15 protein-coding genes, 3 tRNA genes and 2 pseudogenes are annotated in these 16,681 nt (G+C 69.8%); 9 read left to right on the top strand and 11 right to left on the bottom strand.

Going from position 1 to position 16,681, the window contains the following annotated elements; genetic code table 11:
* Positions 1–59: 59 nt before the first annotated feature.
* Positions 60–554: a DUF3145 domain-containing protein gene (locus tag ABTZ94_RS29330; protein ID WP_351205105.1), complete on the bottom strand. Its 495-nt coding sequence runs from the start codon at positions 552–554 to the stop codon at positions 60–62.
* A 351-nt stretch (positions 555–905) separates the two neighbouring features.
* On the opposite strand from ABTZ94_RS29330, the gene ABTZ94_RS29325 reads away from it, so the two are divergent.
* The 3 genes from ABTZ94_RS29325 (at position 906) to lgoX (ending at position 4,407) form a co-directional block, all read left to right on the top strand.
* Positions 906–1,823 carry an SGNH/GDSL hydrolase family protein gene (locus tag ABTZ94_RS29325; protein WP_351205103.1) on the top strand — a complete coding sequence of 306 codons (918 nt, stop codon included), beginning with the start codon at positions 906–908 and terminating at the stop codon, positions 1,821–1,823.
* 5 nt (positions 1,824–1,828) lie between these two features.
* Positions 1,829–2,332 carry an aldose epimerase family protein gene (locus ABTZ94_RS29320; protein ID WP_351205101.1) on the top strand — a complete coding sequence of 168 codons (504 nt, stop codon included), beginning with the start codon at positions 1,829–1,831 and terminating at the stop codon, positions 2,330–2,332.
* Between the two features lie 119 nt (positions 2,333–2,451).
* The gene (lgoX, locus tag ABTZ94_RS29315) at positions 2,452–4,407 is read left to right on the top strand and encodes an L-glutamate oxidase LgoX (protein ID WP_351205099.1); all 1,956 of its coding nucleotides are present in this window, start codon (positions 2,452–2,454) and stop codon (positions 4,405–4,407) included.
* Positions 4,408–4,527: 120 nt separating this feature from the next.
* Here the strand turns inward: lgoX and ABTZ94_RS29310 are convergent.
* The 3 genes and pseudogenes from ABTZ94_RS29310 to ABTZ94_RS29300 form a co-directional block, all read right to left on the bottom strand.
* Positions 4,528–4,620, bottom strand: a pseudogene (locus ABTZ94_RS29310) (LysE family translocator); the annotation flags it as partial.
* A 15-nt stretch (positions 4,621–4,635) separates the two neighbouring features.
* Complete coding sequence (locus ABTZ94_RS29305) at positions 4,636–5,415, bottom strand: EI24 domain-containing protein (protein WP_351205097.1); 780 nt, start codon at positions 5,413–5,415, stop codon at positions 4,636–4,638.
* A gap of 217 nt (positions 5,416–5,632) precedes the next feature.
* On the bottom strand, positions 5,633–6,652 hold the full coding sequence (locus tag ABTZ94_RS29300; protein WP_351205095.1) for an NADP-dependent oxidoreductase: 1,020 nt from the start codon (positions 6,650–6,652) through the stop codon (positions 5,633–5,635).
* A 147-nt stretch (positions 6,653–6,799) separates the two neighbouring features.
* On the opposite strand from ABTZ94_RS29300, the gene ABTZ94_RS29295 reads away from it, so the two are divergent.
* The 3 genes from ABTZ94_RS29295 (at position 6,800) to ABTZ94_RS29285 (ending at position 9,029) form a co-directional block, all read left to right on the top strand.
* Entirely contained in the window at positions 6,800–7,243 is a 444-nt protein-coding gene (locus ABTZ94_RS29295; RefSeq protein ID WP_351205093.1) for a MarR family winged helix-turn-helix transcriptional regulator, read from the top strand.
* A gap of 32 nt (positions 7,244–7,275) precedes the next feature.
* Positions 7,276–7,842 (top strand): hypothetical protein, encoded by a 567-nt coding sequence (locus tag ABTZ94_RS29290; protein WP_351205091.1) that lies wholly within the window; start codon positions 7,276–7,278, stop codon positions 7,840–7,842.
* A 149-nt stretch (positions 7,843–7,991) separates the two neighbouring features.
* A complete protein-coding gene (locus ABTZ94_RS29285; protein ID WP_351205089.1) occupies positions 7,992–9,029 on the top strand; it encodes a rod shape-determining protein in 1,038 nt (345 codons plus the stop codon).
* 214 nt (positions 9,030–9,243) lie between these two features.
* Here the strand turns inward: ABTZ94_RS29285 and ABTZ94_RS29280 are convergent, their stop codons facing one another.
* Positions 9,244–9,675: an Lrp/AsnC family transcriptional regulator gene (locus ABTZ94_RS29280; RefSeq protein ID WP_351205087.1), complete on the bottom strand. Its 432-nt coding sequence runs from the start codon at positions 9,673–9,675 to the stop codon at positions 9,244–9,246.
* 146 nt (positions 9,676–9,821) lie between these two features.
* On the opposite strand from ABTZ94_RS29280, the gene ABTZ94_RS29275 reads away from it, so the two are divergent.
* Positions 9,822–11,030, top strand: coding sequence for an MFS transporter (locus ABTZ94_RS29275; protein ID WP_351205085.1), 1,209 nt, complete (start codon positions 9,822–9,824; stop codon positions 11,028–11,030).
* A 130-nt stretch (positions 11,031–11,160) separates the two neighbouring features.
* Positions 11,161–12,624, top strand: a complete 1,464-nt coding sequence (locus tag ABTZ94_RS29270) for an acyl-CoA synthetase (RefSeq protein WP_502967330.1) — start codon at positions 11,161–11,163, stop codon at positions 12,622–12,624.
* Between the two features lie 50 nt (positions 12,625–12,674).
* On the opposite strand, the pseudogene ABTZ94_RS29265 reads toward ABTZ94_RS29270, so the two are convergent.
* The 6 genes and pseudogenes from ABTZ94_RS29265 to ABTZ94_RS29240 all read right to left on the bottom strand — a co-directional run.
* Positions 12,675–12,902, bottom strand: a pseudogene (locus ABTZ94_RS29265) (MFS transporter); the annotation flags it as partial.
* 219 nt (positions 12,903–13,121) lie between these two features.
* A complete protein-coding gene (locus tag ABTZ94_RS29260) occupies positions 13,122–15,005 on the bottom strand; it encodes an ABC transporter ATP-binding protein (RefSeq protein WP_502967329.1) in 1,884 nt (627 codons plus the stop codon).
* Between the two features lie 129 nt (positions 15,006–15,134).
* Positions 15,135–15,311 carry a hypothetical protein gene (locus tag ABTZ94_RS29255; protein ID WP_351205079.1) on the bottom strand — a complete coding sequence of 59 codons (177 nt, stop codon included), beginning with the start codon at positions 15,309–15,311 and terminating at the stop codon, positions 15,135–15,137.
* A 337-nt stretch (positions 15,312–15,648) separates the two neighbouring features.
* Positions 15,649–15,722 (bottom strand) — tRNA-Ile (locus tag ABTZ94_RS29250).
* 234 nt (positions 15,723–15,956) lie between these two features.
* Positions 15,957–16,029: transfer RNA gene (locus ABTZ94_RS29245), tRNA-Asn, on the bottom strand.
* Between the two features lie 5 nt (positions 16,030–16,034).
* Positions 16,035–16,107, bottom strand: a tRNA-Asn gene (locus ABTZ94_RS29240).
* A 183-nt stretch (positions 16,108–16,290) separates the two neighbouring features.
* Here ABTZ94_RS29240 and ABTZ94_RS29235 point away from each other — a divergent pair.
* Positions 16,291–16,590, top strand: coding sequence for a hypothetical protein (locus ABTZ94_RS29235; RefSeq protein WP_093897142.1), 300 nt, complete (start codon positions 16,291–16,293; stop codon positions 16,588–16,590).
* Positions 16,591–16,681: the final 91 nt, after the last annotated feature.

Raw genomic sequence — 16,681 nt, 5'->3', positions numbered from 1 at the left:
GGGGGCTCTGCCCCCGGACCCCCGCTCCTCAATCGCCGGAGAGCTTGATCCCGCGCCCGTCACACCACCTGGTGCAGCCACCGCACCGGAGCGCCCTCTCCCGCGTGGCGGAAGGACTCCAGTTCGTCGTCCCACGGTTTGCCGAGCAGCTTGGCGATCTCGGCCTCCAGGTCGGTCTCGCCCCGCACGGACCGAGCCAGCGCCGCCCGCAGCCGGTCCTCGGGCACCAGGATGTCGCCGTGCATGCCGGTGACGGCGTGGAAGATACCCAGTTCGGGCGTGGAGCTGTAGCGCTCGCCCTCCGACGCAGGAGTCGGCTCAGCCGTCACCTCGAAGCGCAGCAGATCCCAGCCGCGCAGCGCGGAGGCCAGCTTCGACGCCGTGCCGGGCCTGGCCTGCCAGGAGAACTCGGACCGCCAGGTACCGGGCGCGGCCGGCTGTCTGATCCAGTCCAGCTGAACCCGCACACCGAGGACACCCCCCACCGCCCATTCGACGTGGGGGCAGAGCGCGCGCGGTGCGGAGTGAACGTACAGAACTCCACGTGTCGTCACCGGGACCTCCAGTGTGGGACGAAGTTCGCCTTCGCTAGCGGCCTCGCGCCCGTACCGTCGCTTCTCGGCCGGTTCCCGAGGTTGTCATCAGTAAACAGCATCGGGGTGAATCTCCTGAAAAGGGACAGTATGTGACGTGATGTGATTTACAGAAAGTCACCCGAGTGGAGCCGAGTGAAGGGAAGCGCCGCTGGTTCGACGAGGAAAAGCTACCGCGCAACGGCACCCGAGGTGTGACGTACCGTCGGTCCTGGGCCCATCATTCGCTCAGCTTTCACCCTGCGGGGCGGCCGGGCCTTCCGACCGGTGCCACGAGGGGTTGCCGGGGGCATAACCGAGGGGAACCAAGGGATGCAGGATCGTTCCGTCCGCCACCGCTCGCGTACCGTGGCCGCCGTCCTGGCGGTCGTCTCGTTGCTCGGCACGGCCGCTCTGACCGGCTGCGACGCCGGCGCGGACGGGACGACGAAGGGGGCGGCGGCCGAAAAGCGTCGGCCGCCCGCCAAGCCCGGACCGGTCTGGGACCGCAGCCCGGGGTCGGTGGCCGCCGTCGGTGACTCCATCACCCGTGGTTTCGACGCCTGTTCGGTGCTGGCGGACTGCCCGGAGGTGTCCTGGGCGACCGGCACGGACGGCAAGGTGCGCAGCCTGGCCGTGCGGCTGCTCGGTGAGTCGAGGGCCGCCGAACGCAGCTGGAACCACGCCGAGACGGGGGCCAGGATCGCGCAGCTGCCGGAGCAGATGGCGCTGGCCGCGAAGGAGAAGCCGGATCTGGTGACGGTGATGATCGGCGCCAACGACGCCTGCCGGGACTCGGCACGGCTCATGACGCCGGTGGCGGATTTCCGGGCGTCGTTCGAGGCGTCGATGCGTCAGTTGCGCGCCGGGGCACCGAAGGCGCAGGTGTATGTGTCGAGCGTGCCGGATCTCAAGCGGCTCTGGTCGACGGGGCGCGGCAATGCGCTGGGCAAGCAGATCTGGAAGCTGGGGATCTGTCAGTCGATGCTGGGTGACGCGGACAACATGAGTGCGCGCGCCGTGGCCCGGCGCACCTCGGTGCAGGAGCGGGTCGTGGCGTACAACGACGTGCTGCGGAAGGTCTGCGCGAAGGATCGGCGCTGCCGTTACGACGGCGGGGCGGTCTTCGACTACCGGTTCACCGGCAAGCAGCTCAGCCAGTGGGACTGGTTCCATCCGGGGCGGAACGGGCAGGCGCGGCTGGCGGAGATCGCGTACCGCAATGTCACCTCGGCCCGGCCCCCGGCGTAGGGTCTGTGATCACGGACACAGGCTCGAGCGCGGCGCTGCGTGCGGAAGATTTCGGCACCCTCGCGGATGGCACCGCCGTGCACCGCTGGACGCTGGAGCGGGACGGTACGCGGGTGCGTGTCCTGACGTACGGCGGCATCGTGCAGTCGGTCGAGGTGCCCGGCCGGGACATGGTGCGGGCGTGTGTCGCGCTCGGGCTGCCGGATCTCGCCAGGTACGAGACGCATTCGGGCCCGTATTTCGGCGCGCTGGTGGGACGGTACGCGAACCGGATCGGCGGTGCCTGTTTCGAACTGGACGGGCAGACACACCGGGTGACGCGCAATGAATCGCTGCCTCGGCACTCTCGCCGGGCGCCGTCGGCGCCGCTGCTGGTGGCGACCAGGGACGGGCTCCAGCACCAGTGGCTGCTGGAGCCGGATTCGGTGGACATGACGGCGGCTTTCCGGGATTTTCCGGCGCTGTCGCGGTCGGCGGAAGCGGATGCCCCCGAGAACCCTCGATCATGACATGACCTGCAACGGCAACTGCGCGATGAGCTCGATAGGCCCCACCTGCGGGTGATTTCCGGGCGATCTACGCGCGTCCAGGCAAAGAGCACCGTCGCGGGCGCCGCAGGGTGGGGCGCATGACTTCCAAGCCTGCCGGACCTTCTTCCGGCCTGCCCTCCCGGCGCACCGTGATCACGGGTGCCGCCGCCGGTGCCGCCGCCCTTGCCACGACCGCCGTGGGCTCCGCAAGTGCCGTCGCGCCGGGCGCCCTTGGTGCGCCCGCCGCGTCCGGTACCTCTCTCGCACCTGCGGCCACCGGCTCGGACTGGGACGCCTGCCTGAACATCGCCCGCGCCATCCTCGTACGCGACGAACAGGACCAGCCGCTGGTCCCCCTCTACCGCGACATCCTGCTGTCCAAGGGTCTGCCGCGCAGCCGCAAGGCCCCCAAGAAGGTGCTGGTCGTCGGCGCGGGCCCGGCCGGGCTCACCGCCGCCCATCTGCTCCGCAGCGCCGGGCACACCGTCACCGTGATCGAGGCCAACGGCAACCGCGTCGGCGGCCGGATCAAGACCTTCCGCAAGGGCGGCCACGAGAACGCGAAGGCGCCGTTCGCCGACCCGAACCAGTACGCCGAGGCCGGCGCCATGCGGATCCCCGACAGCCACCCGCTCGTCACCGGGCTCATGGACAGCTTCGACCTGAAGCGCCGCCGCTTCTACCTGGTCGACGTCGACACCGAGGGCCGGCCGGTGAACCGCACCTGGATCCATGTCAACGGCATCCGGATGCGCAAGGCCGACTACGCGAAGAAGCCGCAGACGGTCAACCGCTCGTTCGGGGTCCCGGCGGAGTTCGAGAACAAGACCGCCGCGACGATCGTGCGCGAGGCCTTCGCGCCCGTGCGCAAGGAGTTCGAGGGCAAGGAGGGACGCGAGCTAGTCGAGGGCTGGGCGCGGGTCATCCAGCGGTACGGGCACTGGTCGATGTTCCGCTTCCTGACCGAGGCGGCCAAGCTCGACGAGCGCACCATCGACCTCATCGGCACGGTCGAGAACCTCACCTCCAGGCTCCATCTCGCCTTTGTGCACAGCTTCATCGGGGCCTCCCTGATCAGCCCGGACACCGCGTTCTTCGAGCTGCCGGACGGCACGGCCACCCTGGCCGACGCGATGTACAAGCGGGTCAAGGACATCGTGCGGCTGGACCGCCGGGCCACCAGGATCAGCTACGGCGCGGACCGCGTCCGGGTCGAGACGGTGTCCGAGGGCCGCGACGGCAAGCCGCTCGTGCGCGAGACGTTCACCGGCGACCGGGCGATCATCACCGTGCCGTTCTCCGGGTTGCGCCACATCCCCGTCGCCCCCGCGCTCTCGTACGGCAAGCGGCGTGCGATCACCGAGATCCACTACGACGCGGCGACCAAGGTGCTGCTCGAATTCAGCCGCCGCTGGTGGGAGTTCGAGGAGAAGGACTGGAAGACCGAGCTGGACAAGGTCCGGCCCGGTCTGTACGAGGCCTATCGCCTGGGCAGGGCGCCGGCCGACGGTTCACTGCTGGGCGCCCACCCCTCCGTACCACCCGGTCATCTCCCGCCCAACCAGCGTGTGCACTACGCGGCGTACCGGGCCACCGCCCGCAACCAGCCCGAGGCGGCGCATGTCATCGGCGGCGGGTCGGTCACCGACAACCCCAACCGCTTCATGTTCCAGCCGTCCCACCCGGTCGAGGGGAGCGCGGGCGGCGTCGTCCTCGCCTCGTACAGCTGGGCCGACGACGCGCTGAAGTGGGACTCGCTGGACGACGACGAGCGCTATCCGCACGCCCTGGGCGGGGTGCAGGACGTGTACGGGCAGCGCATCGAGGTCTTCTACACGGGCGTCGGCGCCACCCAGTCGTGGATGCGTGATCCGTACGCGTACGGCGAGGCCTCGGTGCTGCTGCCGGGCCAGCACACCGAGTTGTTCGCCGATGTGCGCTCGGTCGAGGGGCCGCTGCACTTCGCCGGCTGCCACACCTCGATCAAGCCGGCCTGGATCGAGGGGGCCCTGGAGTCGGCGGTCAGGTCCGCGCTGGAGGTGCACAGCAGCTGACCCGGTGTCCGGTGGGCGTCACTCAGCGGGCCGGGCCCAAGGTGACGCCCAGTCCGACGAGCACCGGTCCGATGCGCCTGTTGAGGGCCTTCTGCCACCCCCATGTGCCGGTCGGTCTCAGAGACAGCTGTTGCGGATGACCATCGCGAAGTCCGCGCCCGGACCGATGCCGGCGAGGACGGTGATGCCGGCGCCAGCGATGGTCTCGGTCATGGGCGCGGAATCTCCTCAGCCCTTGTCGAGGATGTACGGGGCGGGGGCCACGTCCTCGTCGGGCGCCACCAGATCCCGCGCCAGCAGGGTGGCTCCGGCGACGGCGCCCGGCATCAGGAACACGGCGACGAACGGGACAAGGAAGGCGAGTCCCAGCGGTACGCCGAAGCCGAGGGTCAGCATGCGGCGCCCGCGCAGCAGGGCGAGCCGGTCCTTCAGGACCACGCCGCGGCGCTGGAGTGCGACGGCGGTGAGCTCCTCGGAGAGGAAGTAGCCGGTGACGCAGAAACCGATCACGGGGACGACGGTCTGGCCGACGACCGGAATGAATCCGAGGGCGAAGAGCAGCACCGCGTACAGCCCCACCCGGACCAGGATGCGGATGCTGTCGCGGGCGGAGATCCACAGCTCCCGCCAGAGCGGCAGCCCGGACTCGGGGACCTCGCCGCCTTCCGTACGGTCGACCTGCTCCGAGAGGGACTCGTAGAAGGGCTGGCCGACCAGCAGCGTCACGGCGGTGAACGTGATCACGGCGAGGAAGAGCCCGAGGGCGAAGACCAGCACGGTCAGGGTGTTACGGAACAGACCGAGCCAGGGCGATGACCAGTCGTCGGCGAAGGGGGTCGCCCAGCTCACCAGGTTGTCGGCGCCGTAGCCGAGGCCGACGAGGGCCGCCGCGTACAGGACGAGGGTGACGAGTCCGGGCAGCAGCCCGAAGCCGAACCAGCGTCCGTGCCTGCCGACCCATCGCTGTCCCTTTATCAAGTAGCCGAAGCCCACCCCTAGATCACGCATGGCGTCAGCGTACTGGTGGTCCACGGACCGTTGCCGCCGCGGTGTGCCGGTGCACGGCTGAGGGCCGCACCCCGGCGGGGTGCGGCCCTCAGCCGGTTTCGAGCGGTCAGGCGACCGACAGCTCGTTAGCCGGAAATTACTTCTGCTGTGCGCCGCGGCTCGCGCCCACGGTCGCGACGGCCTGCGGATGAGCCTGCCGGGTGCACCGGAGCGGCCGTCAGGCGAGGGAAACGATCATCTTTCCGGTGTTCTCGCCACGCAGCAGGCCCGTGAAGGCGTCGAAGCCGTTCTCGATGCCCTCGACGAGGGTCTCGCGGTACTTCAGCTCGCCCGAGGCCAGCCAGCCGGCGACCTCCTGGACGAACTGCGGCTGGAGTGCGGCGTGGTCGGCGACGAGCATGCCCTGGATGCGCAGCCGCTTGCCGATGACCAGGGCGAGGTTGCGCGGGCCGGGCGTCGGCTCGGTGGCGTTGTACTGGGCGATCATTCCGCAGACGGTGACGCGGCCGTGCACGTTGAGCGAGGAGATCGCCGCTTCGAGGTGCTCGCCGCCGACATTGTCGAAGTAGACGTCGATGCCGTCGGGGGCGGCCTCGCGCAGCTGCTCGGCGACCGGGCCGTTCTTGTAGTTGAAGGCCGCGTCGAAGCCGTACTCCTCCACGAGAAGCTCGACCTTCTCGTCGGAGCCGGCCGAGCCGATGACCCGCGAGGCGCCCTTGAGCTTCGCCATCTGGCCGACCTGGCCGCCGACCGCACCGGCCGCGCCGGAGACGAAGACGGCGTCGCCCTCCTTGAAGGAAGCGACCTCGAAGAGGCCCGCGTAGGCGGTGAGCCCGGTCATGCCGAGCACGCCGAGATAGGCGGAGAGCGGGGCGAGCGACGCGTCGATCTTCACGGCGCGCTCGGCCGTGACGTCGGCGTACTCGCGCCAGCCGAGGCCGTGCAGGACGTGGTCGCCGACCGCGATCCCCTCGGCGTTGGAAACGATGACCTCGCCGACCGCGCCACCGTCCATCGGGTGGTCCAGCTTGAAGGGCGGGGTGTACGACTTCACGTCGTTCATCCGGCCCCGCATGTACGGGTCGACGGAGAAGTACAGATTGCGGACGAGGACACGGCCCTCGCCGGGAGCGGTGACCGGGGCCTCACGCAGCGCGAAATCCTCGGCCTTCGGCCAGCCGTGGGGGCGGGCGACGAGGTGCCATTCACGGCTGGACGTGGGAAGTGCTGCAGACATGGGCTCGAGGTCTCCTCAGCGCCTTACGGGGTGGGGCTTCACCCCGGGCCGGTGGGGGCCGGCAGGGGAAGCAAAATACTTCATGAACTGAAACAACCATGCTCCTGAATATTTCACCTTGTCAAGTAACTGGCTATCCTGGGTGTCATGGCCACTACTCCTACAGACCCTCTGACCCTCGAAGTCGTCGAGCTCATCGGTACCGTCGTGGCGCGCTACTACGAGGAGTACGACGAGGCCGCGGCGGCCCACTCCCTCACCGGCGCCCAGGCGCGCGTGCTCGGGCTCCTCTCCCTGGAACCGGTGCCCATGCGTCAGATCGCCCAGAAGCTGAAGTGCGAGCCGTCGAACGTCACCGGCATCGTGGACCGGCTGGAGGCCCGCGGCCTGGTGGAGCGCAAGCCGGATCCGGCCGACCGGCGGGTGAAGCTGGCCGCCCCGACGGAGAAGGGGGCACGGACGGCGCAGCAGCTGCGCGACTCGCTCACTTTCGCCCGGGAGCCACTGGCCGAGCTGTCGGACATGGACCGGGCGACGCTGCGCGACCTGCTGCGGCGAATGCTGGGCGAATCGGGCCCGCGCCGCGACTGAGGGGACGGCGCGGGCGTGGAACCGTTGATTCCATGACCACGCCCACGCCTTTCGGTCCTCGTGAGTTCCAGCTCGTCCTGTTGCGCCGGATGGCCGACCATCAACCCGCCCTCGTCGACGAGGCCCGGCAGGAGCTGAGCGCCTCACTCGCCGAGATGCGGGAGGCCAACCGCCGTTGGCAGGCCATGGTGCGGGCGCCGCGCGGGCGGGGAGCCCTGCGCCGCTACCGTTCGGTGCTCGGCGAGCCCGAGTCGTCCGTACACCGCACGATCGGTGACCTGGAGTGCGACGCGCTGCTGTGGCCCGTGCCGCTCTGGCCGGATCTGCGGTTCGAGGTGATGGTCGCGCCGGGCGGGGCCGTATGGAACGAATGGCTGGTCCGAGCACCGGGAGCGTTCGGCCCCGAGCTGCGTACGGTCGAGGATCTGCGTCCCTGGTCGGGCACGGTGGACGAGGTCGCGCGGGCCTTCGCACCGGCCCGCCCGATGGAGGGCAGCGCACCGACCCGGTGGGCACTCGCGATCACCACGCCCGGGACGGGTGAGCCGTATGTCGCCGAATTCACCTGGGGGCTGTTCCAGCGGCTGCTGCCCGGCTGACTTCCCCGTACCGCACATTCCTGTCGGCCCGTCAGCTCTGTACCTCCTACGGCCCATCCCGACGCGCGCAATGACTCCGAACGGCGCACGATGCGAAGAGAGCCGGCTGCCGCCGGTACCGCCGATCAGCGCTCTCGGGAGAACCTGCCGTGACCGTCAGCCTTGAGCAGTTGCGCCGTTGCCATGTCGCCGTCGATCTCGGGGCCGCCCGGACCCGCGTGTACGTCAAGGGGCTCGGGCTCGTCGTGGACGAGCCGAGTGCCGCTGCCATGAACACCCGCACCGGCTCGCTCATCGCCGTCGGCACGCTCGCCGAGCAGATGACGGGCCGCACCCCCGACTACATCCGGGTGGTCCGCCCGGTCACCGGCGGAACCGTCATCGACATCGAGATGGCCCAGCGCATGCTCCGCCAGCTGCTCGGCGAGAAGCTCCGCCGCCAGCTGCGCCGCAAGCCTCGGCTGCGGGCCGCCGCCTGCACGCCGCACGACAGCGATCCGCTCGCCCAGCGGGCCACCGTCGAGACCCTGGTCGGACTGGGCGCCCGGCGGGTCGAACTGGTCGACACCCTGATCGCGGCGGCCGTCGGCTGCGGGCTCCCCGTCGAGCAGCCGACCGCCTCCATGATCATGGTGTGCGGGGCGGCGACCACCCAGATCGCGGTGCTCTCGCTCGGTTCGATCGTGACCGCCGCACGCATCCCGATCGGCGGCGACGCCATCGATCACGCGGTGATCCAGCATCTGCGCCAGCACCACGAGTTGATGCTGCCGAGCCAGTCCGTACGCCCGCTCCAGCTGGCGCTCAGCGGCAGCGGTCTGACCGCGCACGGTCCCACCACGACCGAGATCCACGGCCGTGACGTGGCGACCGGCCTGGCCCGCTCGGTGCACGTCGACACCGCCGCCGTGCGGCAGGCCATCCACGCCCCGCTGACCGCGGTGCTCGACGGCCTCGGCAAGATCCTGCGGGACTGCCCGCCCGACCTGGTGGCCGACATCGCGGACTGCGGGATCGTGATGGTCGGCGGCAGCGCGCTGCTGCCCGGTCTCGATCAGATGCTGCGGAATGCGACGGGCGTGCCCGTGCACATCGCGGAGCGGCCCGACGTGTGTTCCGTACTGGGACTCGGCGCGATGCTGGACGGCGAGATCCAGCCACTGGTTCTCGACCCGCTCGCCTGCTGAGCACCGCAGGGGGTGCGGCGGATGGCCGAAGAAACAGCGAACACGGCGGCGGCGAACACGACCGCCGCGCTGCGGAGCGCCCTCGCGGCCGCGCACCGCGGGCCGGGGTGTCGGCGATCGAGGTGGATGCGGATGCGGCGGCCGTGTCGCTGAACGGGCGGGCCGGCGGTCGCCGACGACGGCCGCGACAAGGACGGCTCGCGCTCGTCGACCGTCATCTGGCAGGTGCGGCTCTGAGCGCGACGCGAGTGTTGGAGTGGGCGACGCCGGCCTCCCGCTTGAGCCTGCGCAGCAGCCCGTCCAGGGCTGCGGTGTCGGCGACGGTGGCCCGTACGAGATAGTCGTGGCCGCCGGTCACATGCACCACTTCGGTGATGCCGGGCAGGGCGAGCACCGCCCGCTCGAACATCTCGTTCGTCGTGTCCATCCGCAGGGACACATCGACGAAGACGACAAGGCCCGTACGGGTGTCGGCGGCCGGGTCGATGATCACGGTGAAGCCGCGGATGACACCGTCGCGCCGCAGTCGGCGCACCCGGTCGGCCGCGGCGTTGGCGCTGAGCCCGACCCGCACGCCCAGGTCGCGGTACGAGATCCGGGCATCCTCCTGCAGGATGCCGAGGATTTCCCTGTCCAGACGGTCCATACCGCGATTGTCGCAGCTTTGCCCGGATTATGACTTTGTAAGGCACATTCGGAGCTCTCCCCGCTCCCGTGCGCGGTGCCCGGCCGCTTTCCCCGCATGGCGCATCCCGACGGGCCCATGGCTTGTACCCGCCCTTGACTGAATGCGTGGATACAGCCACCAAGCAGTCTCCCGGCCCGGCCGGCACACCGTCCGCGGCCGCCTTGCGCAACCTCGTGATGGCCACGATCGGTTTCGGGCTGACCTTCTGGGCCTGGAATCTGATCGCGCCCATGTCCGGGGTCTACAAGGAGCGGCTGGGCCTGAGTTCGCTCGAGCAGTCCATGCTGGTCGCGGTGCCGGTGCTGGTCGGTTCGCTGGGCCGGATCCCGGTGGGCGCGCTCACCGACAAGCACGGTGCGCGGCTGATGTTCCCGCTGATCTCGGCGCTCACCATCGTGCCCGTGCTGCTGCTGATCCCGGCGAAGAACTCCTACGGCGCGATGCTCGCCGTGGGCTTTCTGCTGGGCCTGGGCGGCACGACGTTCGCGATCGGTATCCCACTGGTCAACTCGTGGTTTCCACCCGCCGGACGGGGGTTCGCGCTCGGGGTGTTCGGCATGGGCATGGGCGGCGTCGCCCTGTCCGGGTATTTCACCCCGCGGATCGCCGAGCATGGCGACAACCTGCCGTTCCTGGTGGTCGCGGCGGCGCTCATGGTGTACGCGGCGCTGGCCGCGGTGCTGATCAGCGACCGCCCGGACCGCCCGGTACCGACCGACTCGCTCGCCCACAGGCTGGGGGCGGCGGGGCGGCTGAGGGTCACCTGGGAGCTCTCCGCGCTGTACGCGATCGGCTTCGGCGGAATCGTCGCGTTCGGCGTCTACCTCCCCACGTATCTGAAGACCTGGTACGACCTCTCCCCGACCGACGCCGGTACGAAGGCCGCCGGGTTCGCCCTGGTCACGGTGATCTTCCGGCCGATCGGCGGCCGGCTCTCGGACCGCATCCACCCGGCCCTGGTCACGGCGGCGGCACTCGGCCTGGCCGCCCTGACTGCGATCGTCCAGGCCTTCGACCCTGAACTGGCCCCCGGCGGCACGATCGCACTGCTCTGCATGGCGGCCGGCCTGGGCACCGCGAGCGGCAGCATCTTCGCCCTGGTCTCCCAGGTGACACCACAGGCGAAGGTGGGCAGCGTGACCGGGATCGTCGGAGCGATGGGGGGCCTGGGAGGCTTCGTACCGCCGCTGGTGATGGGGGCGATCTACAGCGCGAAGGGGTCGTACTCGATCGGCTTCATGCTGTTGTCGGATCTGGCGCTGGCGGGGTGCGTGTACGCGTACGGGCGCATGCGGGGGCTTCAGCGGGAGTAGGGCTTGGTTTCACGCCGGTTCGGGCGCCTTTCCACCACGGTCTCGTCCTGTATTCGGACGTTCCGACAACGCGGCGAGGTGCCATAGCTGTCGTCGTGCGCCTGTCAGGGATGACGGGACAGCCCTTAGGGTGCGGTGCGTGACTCCTCTTCTGTTTGTGCCGGATGACGGTTCCGCCCGGGAAGCCACCCGGTTCGGCGAACACACCATGACGTACGACCGGTTGGCCACCGCCTCCACCACACTCGCCGCGCGTCTCAGCGGCGCCGGACGAGTCGCCGTCTGGGCCACGCCCACGCCCGAGACCGTGGTCGCCGTCGTGGCCGCGCTGCGGGCCGGGGTGCCGGCGGTGCCGCTCAACCCGAAGACGGGGACGCGGGAACTCGCGCACATCGTGGCCGACAGCGAACCGACCGCGGTACTGGCTGGGGCGGGCGACGTGCTCCCGCCGGTGCTGGACGCACTGGGCCGTATCGATGTCGACACCGCCCCGGACGGCGGGGGCGATGGCGCCGCGCTCCCAGAGCCCTCCCCCGAGTCCCCCGCGCTGATCGTCTACACCTCCGGCACCACGGGCCCGCCCAAGGGCGCGATCCTGCCGCGGCGGGCGATCGCCGCGTCGCTGGACGCGCTGGAGGACGCCTGGCGGTGGACCGGCGACGACGTGCTTGTCCACGCCCTGCCGCTGTTCCATGTGCACGGTCTGATCCTGGGCGTGCTGGGTCCGCTGCGCCGGGGCGGATCGGTGCGGCATCTGGGCAGGTTCTCCACCGACGGTGTGGCCCGGGAGCTGTCGTCCGGTGGCACGATGCTTTTCGGCGTACCGACGATGTACCACCGGCTGGCCGAGGCCCTCGACGGCTCCGCCCCCGGTAGGGCCGAGCTGGCGAAGGCGCTGGCCGGGGCCCGGTTGCTGGTGTCGGGGTCTGCCGCGCTGCCGGTCCACGACCACGAGCGGATCGCGGCCGCGACCGGCCGCCGGGTCATCGAGCGGTACGGCATGACGGAAACCCTGATGAACACGGGCATCCGGGCCGACGGCGAACCACGCCCCGGCACGGTCGGCGCACCCCTGCGCGGCGTCGAGCTCCGCCTGGTCGAGGAGGACGGCACCGTCCTCACCGACCCCGAGGCCATCGGCGAGATCCAGGTGCGCGGCCCGAACCTCTTCACCGGCTATCTGAACCGCCCCGACGCCACGGCTGCCGCGCTCACCGAGGACGGCTGGTTCCGTACAGGAGACATGGCCACCCGTGACGCGGACGGCTATGTACGGATCGTCGGCCGCAAGGCCACCGATCTGATCAAGAGCGGCGGGTACAAGATCGGCGCCGGTGAGATCGAGAACGCGCTCCTGGACCACCCCGGTGTCCGCGAGGCCGCCGTCACCGGTGAACCGGACCCGGATCTGGGCGAGCGGATCGTCGCCTGGGTGGTGCCGGCCGACCCCGCCTCGCCCCCGACGAAGGACGAGCTCGCGGACCATGTGGCCGCCCAGCTGTCCCCGCACAAGCGCCCTCGTACGGTCCGCTACCTGGAAGCGCTGCCCCGCAACGACCTGGGCAAGATCATGAAGCGGTCGCTCCACGCCTGACGGGCTGACGGCGAGGGCGGCGATCGCGGCCGTCACGGCGGACCGAGTCGTCAGGGCTGCGGGTCCTTCGCGTCGTACCGCGCGAACCCGCGCCACCGCAGCCCCAGCAGCGATACGGCGACGACACAGGCGATCCCGCCCCCGGTCACCGCCAGGCCGGGCGAGGCCAGCTCGGCGACCGATCCGGCCAGGAAGTCACCGAGCCGCGGTCCGACCGCCACGACGACGATGAACACGCCCTGCAGCCGTCCTCGCATCTCGTCCGGCACGGCCGCCTGGGCAGAGCCGCCGGTAGTCGGGGGAGGTCCGCAGCGGCGTCAGGTCGGCGAGTATTCGTCTGCGGTGTGCAGGTTCTTCGGCTGTTTCGGTCACAGCGGATGGTAACGACCGGCGTGTGCCCGCCGGCCCGGTTCCCCTCGGGCACAGCCCGTTCCCGGCCACGCCGCCGTGTCAGGAGGCGTGAGAAGCCGCGCAGTTCGGCGCCGGCTCCCGCCCGCCTACCGCCAGTGGATTCCCGACGGGCCGGCGGGCGGGTACACAGTGCCGTTGTGTGGCAAGGCACGGCGCTCGAACAGAGTGGCGTACAGACCTTTCCGGCCCAGGAGTTGGGTATGCGTGCCCGACTCCACGAGACGTCCCTCGTCCAGAACCAGGATGCGGTCGGCGTCCGCGGCAAGGGCCAGGTCGTGCGTGATCACGATGGTGGTGCGTCCTTCGGCGAGGCGTCGCAGCGGCGCGATGATGCGCTCTGCGGCCAGTCTGTCCAGTCCGGTGGTGGGTTCGTCGAGGAGGAGGACGGGCGCGTCACGCAGCATGGCGCGGGCGATCGCGATGCGCTGCAGCTGACCTCCGGAGAGCCGGGACGTACCGGTGGATATGACTGTGTCATATCCCTCTGGCAGAGTGCGGATGAACGCGTGGGCGTCGGCCGCCCGTGCGGCTTCCACCACGTCACGGTGGCTCACATCCGTGCGTCCGCAAGCGATGTTCTCCTCGATGGTGTCGTGCAGGACGAGCGTGTCCTGGGGCAGCAGCGTGATGTTCCGGCGGAGGTGGGTCAGCGGCAACCGGTCCACGGACAGGCCGTCCAGCCGGATACTGCCGGCATCCGGGTCGTAGAACCTCAGCAGCAGAGCCGCCAGGGTCGACTTGCCCGCACCACTGGGGCCGGTGATGACCAGCAGCTCCCCCGGGCTCGCGGTGAACGAGAGATCCCGGAGAACCAGCTCGCTGCTGCCGGGGTAGTGGAAGGAGACCTGACGCGCCTCCACCTCGCCGAGCGCACGGCTCCGGGGCGGGGCGGGCACGGAGGCGGCCGGGTCGGTGACAGCGGGCTCGGCGTCGAGAATCTCCAGCAGGCGTTCGGCTCCCGCGGTCGCGGCGGTGGCCGTCAGGCCGAGCTGGCCCAGGGAGCGGATCGGCGGGTAGAGGTAGCCGATGAAGGCGGCGAAGGCCAGGAGCTGGCCGAGCGTCATCCGTCCCGCGGAGATCTCCCACGCCCCCAGGCCGATGATCGCCAGGACGCACAACGTTTCGAGGACCTCGACGAGTTGCTCGTAGAACTCCGTGAGGCGGACGGCCCTCACCGCTGTCTTCAGCCGGATACGTGCCTTGCTGAGGAGCCGCGCCTCCTCGTCGTGCTGCCTGTTGTACGCCTGGGTCATGACGACGTTGACCAATGTCTCCTCGACGACTGCCGTAATGGCACCGTCCGCGGCGCGGCCGCGCCGGGACACCGCGCGCAGGGGCCCGGCGAAACGGGTGGTCGTGAACCAGAAGAGAGGCACCATGACCAAGGTGGCCAGGGCCAGATCCCAGCGCAGCCAAAAGGCGGCGGCGGCGAAGAAGACCGTGCTGAACAGGGCAGAGGCCGCCCCGACGATACCGGAGACCACGAGCGCTTCGATGGCTTCCACGTCACCCGTCAGCCGCTCCACCAGGTCACCGCGGCGATTGCGCTGGTAGAAGTGCGGCGGGAGCGTCTGGAGCTGACTGAAGACCTTGGCCCGCAGCCGCATCACAAAGCGTTCGGCGACCCAGGCCGCGAGCGAGTTGCCCAGATATCCCACCACCGCACCGACGACGGCCACGGCCAGCCACTGACCGGCAGGCTTCCAGAAGGCGCTGACGGAACCGGCCTGCAGAGCGGTGTCGGTGAGTTTGGCGAAGAGCAGGACCGTGACGGTCTCGGCGATGGCGCCCAGGACGGCGCACAGGAAGATGAGGATGAGCCAGCGCCGGTCACCCTCGGTCAGTGGCCAGAAGCGCCGGAACGCCACGGCGATGCTGATGGGATCCGTACGGATCGGGACATCCGTCACCGAGTCCTGAGAAGTCTCTTCGGGGGGCGCTGGGCGCCGGAGTGAGCTGCGAAGGCGCATGGGGCGTCACGTCTCACGGGTGCTCGGACTATGGACCATCTCCATAGGCACGGACCCCAGAACACGAGGCCGACCCGCGCCGCAGCGCGAGCCTGCCTCGAGTTCGGGGATGGAGTCGGGGATGTCGGGTCAGTAGCGCCCACGGCCGCCGAAGCCGCCGCGACCGAAGCCACCGCGACCATAACCGCCACGGCCGAAGCCGCCACGGCCGAAGCCGCCACGGCCGTAACCGCCGCCGTAGCCGCCGCCGTAGCCGCCGCCGTCACCGCCACGGCCCCTGTGGTCGAAGATGCTGCGTACGTTCATCTTCGTCTCCTTTGGAGGTTGCTGTGCCGCTCCTTGCTCCTGCTGCGGCACTACCGACACTACGGCTACCCCAAACGACCAACAAGTCGTACAAGCCGCAAATCGACTAAAACCCGCGAAATACCGCAAACCTTCAGAGCGTTGTCATAAGTGACTCTCTGGGCACGCCGCCCGTACGCTCCCTGACGACACGAGAGGTCCGGCGGGCGACGCGCCGGGCCGTGGCGCGGACACTTGATCTTGGTCCGGAGCTATGGTGAGGGCCCCCATGGAGTCCATGAGGGCCCTATCGCCTGCATACACGCAGGTCATAACGTTTCTGCCGGAACAGCGACAGTGGGGCGGGTGGGACTCGAACCCACGGCCGACGGATTATGAGTCCGCTGCTCTAACCGGCTGAGCTACCGCCCCTTTTCGGCGTGGCGCGTACAAGTGTGCGCGCCGTCTGCCGCAGCATAGCCGGTCATACGATCTCCCGCTCCGAATGGTCGGCTTCGCACGACCATGAAGACCGCGACGCTCCCCGCCCGGTTCCGAACGGAGCGAAGTAGACGCGAAAGATTCACGTGCACACCACACGCACCGCGGCGGAGGACCGGCGACGGGCATACGAAAAAGGACCCCGCAGGGTCCTCTTCCGTTCCGCTCCCCCGACTGGACTCGAACCAGTAACCCTCCGGTTAACAGCCGAATGCTCTGCCAATTGAGCTACAGGGGATCGCGCTCCCCCGACTGGACTCGAACCAGTAACCTGCCGGTTAACAGCCGGCTGCTCTGCCAATTGAGCTACAGGGGATTGCTGCGTTTGCACCGAACCCCCACCTACCTGGCTCCTGCCGGGCGGCGTGCGTTCGCTGCGACACATACATTAGCGCAAGCTGGGGGGTGCTTCGCCAATCGGTATCGCCCGGGGTGATCTCGGGTGCCCGTGGGTAGGCGGGCAGCACACGTCGCACTGAGCCATGGAAGGGTGGTAGCCATGCGGTACCGGCTCACGTTCATCGCCGGACTGGCCCTTGGATACGTGATCGGCACACGGGCCGGGCGCGAGCGTTACGAGCAGCTGAAGAAGTCCGCACGTCAGTTCGCCCAGAATCCGGCCGTGCGCAATACCGCCGAGTCCGCGGCGCAGAGCGGCCGCGATCTGGCCGGCAAGGCCTACCACGCGGTCAGCGACAAGGTCGGCGACAAGGTGCCCGCCTCGGTGGCCGACCGGGTGCGCTCGTTGCGGGACCGCGGCCAGAACGGCGAGGACGACTGGGGCACCACCAACACCTAGTGCTGTGACCGGAAAGGTTTGCCGGAAGGCTCGCGGCGTCCGGTGCGGTGCATCGCAAGGCGGAGCATCACCCGCGTACTGGATGTACTCG

Origin of the sequence: Streptomyces sp. NPDC002785 (assembly GCF_040295565.1) — a bacterium.
Classification (GTDB): domain Bacteria; phylum Actinomycetota; class Actinomycetes; order Streptomycetales; family Streptomycetaceae; genus Streptomyces.
This window is presented reverse-complemented; position numbering and strand designations above follow the sequence as displayed.